Source organism: Microcystis sp. M44BS1 (assembly GCF_020244875.1).
Lineage (GTDB): Bacteria > Cyanobacteriota > Cyanobacteriia > Cyanobacteriales > Microcystaceae > Microcystis > Microcystis panniformis.
Genome location: NZ_JADBVM010000216.1, coordinates 1 through 4865 on the forward strand (window position 1 = coordinate 1; position 4865 = coordinate 4865).

2 protein-coding genes are annotated in these 4865 nt (G+C 39.5%); both read right to left on the reverse strand.

Annotated features, from left to right (window positions below; genetic code table 11):
- A partial coding sequence (locus IM515_RS16965; protein ID WP_287627290.1) for a condensation domain-containing protein occupies positions 1–1617 on the reverse strand: 1617 nt, incomplete at its 3' end.
- On the reverse strand, positions 1614–4865 hold a 3252-nt coding region (locus tag IM515_RS16970), incomplete at its 5' end, for a non-ribosomal peptide synthetase (RefSeq protein WP_287633470.1). The genes IM515_RS16965 and IM515_RS16970, both read right to left, overlap by 4 nt.

Consider the following 4865-nt stretch of genomic DNA (forward strand, 5'->3'; position numbering starts at 1 on the left):
ACCACCCGCTTTTAATATCCCCAATAACCCCACAATCATGTCTAAAGAACGTTCTAGACAAATTCCCACTAATTGCTCAGGTTTTACTCCTAAAGACTGCAAATAATGGGCTAATTGATTAGCTCGACAATTTAACTCATTGTAGGTTAATTGTTGCTCTGAATATACAACTGCTACCGCGTCGGGTGTCCGTTTTACCTGTTCTTCAAATAACTGATGAAGACAGTAATGATCAGGATAGTCAACTTGAGTATTATTCCACTCAATTAATAACTGATTAGTCTCACTTTCTGTCAGTAAGGGTAATTGACTAATTGCTTGTTCTGGATTAGCAATAATCCCAGTTAATAGGTTAACAAAATGCCCTGATAGTCGCTCAATTGTGCTTTGATCAAATAGATCTGTATTGTATTCCCAAATTGCAGTTAATCCAGCTTCTTTTACCTGTATAGATAAACTTAAGTCAAACTTAGCCGTCTTAAATTCCAAAGGCTGACGAGTGGCTTTTATTCCTTCTAAATCTATGCTATCTACAATTTCATTATCTAAGCCAAACATTACCTGAAACAAAGGAGTATAACTCATGTTTCTTTCAGGTTGTAGGGCCTCTACTAACATCTCAAAAGGTAAATCTTGATGGTCGTAAGCATCCGTTGCTGTTTCTCGTACCTGTTTTAATAACTCGCTAAAACTGGGATTTCCAGCTAAATCTGTTCTTAAGACTAAGGTATTGACAAAAAAGCCGATTAACCCAGCTAATTCACTACGAGTACGGTTAGCGATGGGAGTACCGACTAAAATATCTGTTTGTCCCGTGTAACGATAGAGTAGGGTCCCAAATGCGGTCAAGAGGGTCATAAATAAGGTGACACCTTTTTCCCGACTCAGCTTATTTAACCCTTGACTAAGTTCTGGAGAAAGGACACATTTTATCCTATCTCCCTGAAAACTTTGTTCTAGAGGACGGGGATAATCCGTAGGTAGATGTAATAAAGCGGGTGCGGCTGCTAACTGTTTTTGCCAGTAATTTAACTGTTTTTCTCGGATTTCTCCCTGTAGATATTCCCTTTGCCAAATGGCAAAATCTGCGTACTGGATTGGTAACTCTTGTAAAAGCGGTTCTAAACCTTTAGTATAGGCATTATAAAGGGTTGTCAATTCCTCAATAAATACCCCCATTGACCAACCATCAGAGACAATATGATGCAGACAAATTAACAAGAAATGTTCTGTGTCTGATAATTTCAGTAGGGTGGCCCTAATCAGGGAGTCATTGGCTAAATCAAAGGGTTGATGGCTGTGAATTTCTAGCCATTTTTTGATTTCCTGCTCTTCTCGATATTTTGGGCTGTCGTTACCATTGACAAGCGTTAATTGCCAATTACTTTCTGGTTTAATTACTTGTACAGGATTTCCCTCAACCGTGGCGAAATTTGTGCGGAGGGACTCATGGCGCTGAATAATTTCTTGTAGGCTTTTTTCGAGGACATCTACCTGGAGATTTCCTGCTAAATGCAAGGCCAAGGAAATATTATAAAAGGGACTGTTGGGTTCTAATTGATCTAAGAACCATAAACGCTGTTGGGCATAAGATAGGGGTAATTCTTCAAAATTCATTTTCTTTTTCTTGGTAAAATGGCTGGAACGATGGTATCGGATTTTTGCTGTTTTAACTGTTCAATCCCTTCGGCTAATTCTGCTAGTGTGGCCGAGTTGAATAACTGACGTAAAGGAAGTTCAACTTTCAAGCGATCGCGTATCTGTGCTACTAATTTAGTGGCTAGTAGGGAATGGCCTCCCAGTTCAAAGAAGTTATCATTTATACCCACTTTCTCGACTTTTAGCACTTCTGACCAAACAGTTACTAATATATCCTCAATTGGGTTACGCGGAGCAACATATTTGTCTGATGTTTCACTACTAGATTCTGGTGGGGGTAAAGCACGACGATCTATTTTTCCATTAGCAGTAAGGGGTAAGGTATCTAAGATAACGAAAGCATTAGGTATCATATAACCGGGTAATTTAGCTTTCAGAAATTGCCGTATTTCGTTAATGGTAATCGTTTTTTCCGATTGTGGCACAATGTAGGCCACAAGACGCTTATCTCCTGTTGTATCATCCCTCACTATTACTACTGTTTCCCAAATCTGGGGATGAGATGCTAATAATGCTTCGATTTCCCCCAACTCAATCCGAAAACCCCGAATCTTAACTTGATTGTCAATACGTCCTAAATATTCTAACTCTCCCTTGGGTAAATAACGGGCTAAATCTCCCGTTTTATACAATTTTGACGGCTCATTGCCCCCCTTATTAAGGGGGGTTGGGGGGATCACTTCATCCTTCTCAAAAGGACTAGAAATAAACCTTTCTGTTGTTAATTCAGGACGATTGAGATAACCTTTTGTTACTCCTGCACCCCCCACATACATCTCCCCAGGTACACCAACCGGTACAAGTTGTAAATGTTGGTCTAGTAAATATACCTTTAAGTCGGGAATGGGACGACCAATCACACTAGCTGTACTATCCAAGTCGGTCATACTTAATGGTCGATAGGTGACATGAACGGTAGTTTCTGTAATTCCGTACATATTAACTAATTGGGGGCATTGGTCGCCATGGCGCTGAAACCAAGGTTGTAAACTGTTAATTTCTAAAGCTTCTCCTCCAAAAATAACTAAACGTAAGCTTAAATCGTTATCTGTTGTCGATGAACGATCCCCCCTAACCCCCCTTGATAAGGGGGGAAAACTTCCTTTTAAGGATTCTTCAACTTGAATTAACTGACGAAAAGCGGTAGGGGTTTGATTGAGAATTGTAACTTTCTCTTGACATAGTAGCTGATAAAATGCTTCGGGAGAACGGGTCACTAAGTAGGGGACAACTACCAAGCGTCCACCATATAACAAAGCTCCCCACATTTCCCACACCGAAAAGTCAAAAGCGTAGGAATGAAATAGACTCCAGACATCTTGACCATTGAAATTATACCAAGCATCTGTAGCGGCAAATAATCGCACGACATTGGAGTGATTGACTAACACCCCTTTCGGTTTACCTGTGGAACCGGAAGTGTAGATAACATAAGCTAAGTTATCTGGAGTGACCCTGTTTTCTGGATTTGACTGGCTGTTTTCGGCGATTTTTTCCCAGTCGGTATCTAAGCAAATAATCGAAGCTTGATGTTGAGGTAGATTTTCTCCTAACTTTTGTTGCGTTAACAGTACCGATAATTGAGCATCTTCTAACATGAAGCTTAACCGTTCAATCGGATATTCAGGGTCAAGAGGAACATAAGCACCACCCGCTTTTAAGATTCCTAATAACCCGACTATCATCTCTAAGGAACGTTCAAGGGAAATGCCGACTAAAGTATCAGCTTTTACGCCTAATTTCCGCAAATAATGGGCTAATTGATTAGCTCGACAATTTAATTCATTGTAGGTTAATTGTTGCTCTGAATATACAACTGCTACCGCTTCGGGTGTGCGTTTTACCTGTTCTTCAAATAACTGATGAAGACACTTGTCAGTAGGATAATCTACCTCAGTATTATTCCAGTTGATTAGCAACTGTTGTTGTTCAACTTTAGTCAATAAAGGTAATTGAGAAATTTCCTCAATTGGATTAGTAATAATCCCCTCAAGCAAAGTCAGAAAATGACCGTTCATTCTTTCAATAGTCTCGCTATTAAATAGGTCAGTATTATATTCCCAAACCCCCATCAATCCCGTCTCTGTATTTTGCATTGATAGGGTTAAATCAAACTTAGCTATTTCACCTTCTAAGGGTAAAGAATCAATAGTTAAACCCGTTAACTCTATTTCAGATAGGGGAGTATTTTGAAGAACAAACATTACCTGAAATAGAGGAGTATGACTAAGATTTCTCTCTGTTTGTAAGGCTTCTACTAACATTTCAAATGGTAAATCTTGATGAGCATAAGCACCTAAAGACATTTCTCTCACTCTCATCAATAATTCCTGAAAACTAGGATTTTCTGAACAGTCAGTCCGCATTACTAAGGTGTTCACAAAAAAGCCGATTAAACTCTCTATTTCACGACGGTTACGATTAGCTATAGGTGTGCCTATTAAGATGTCTGATTGTCCTGTATAACGATAAAGTAATATTCCATAGGCTGCTAACAATGTCATAAACATTGTTACCCCTTGTTGCTGACTTAATTCTGTTAGCTTTTGGGTGAGTTCAAGGGATAGTTGAAACTCTTGATATGCCCCAGTAAATGTTTGGACTGCTGGACGAGGTTTATCTGTTGGTAAGGGTAAGAAAGTTGGTGCGTCTGCTAATTGTTTTTTCCAATAATTTAATTGGTTTTCTAAGACTTCTCCCTGCAGCCATTGTCTTTGCCAAAGGGTAAAATCTCCATACTGGATAGATAGGGGATTGAGAGGCGAAGATAAACCCTGAATATAGGCATTATAGAGGGCGGTTAGTTCCTGAATAAATACCCCCATTGACCAGCCATCACTGACAATGTGGTGCATACAGACTAACAAGAGATGTTCCGTTTCAGATAACACCAATAAAGTGATTCTGATTAAGGGTTCACCAGCTAAGTCAAAGGGTTGAATCGCTTGATTTTGTGCTAACTCTTGGGACGCAATTGCTTGTTCACTACCAGATAAATGCTGTAAATCCACAACCGTAACTGTCCAGGTTCGTGGTTGTATAACCTGGGTCGGGATACCATCAACGGTAATAAAGTTGGTGCGTAAAGCTTCATGGCGATCACAAATTTCTTCTAAACTCTGAATTAAGATTTCTGAGTTCAGGTTTCCCTCTAAACGCAAGGCTAGGGGGATATTATAAAAAGAACTATTCGACTCAAATTCAGC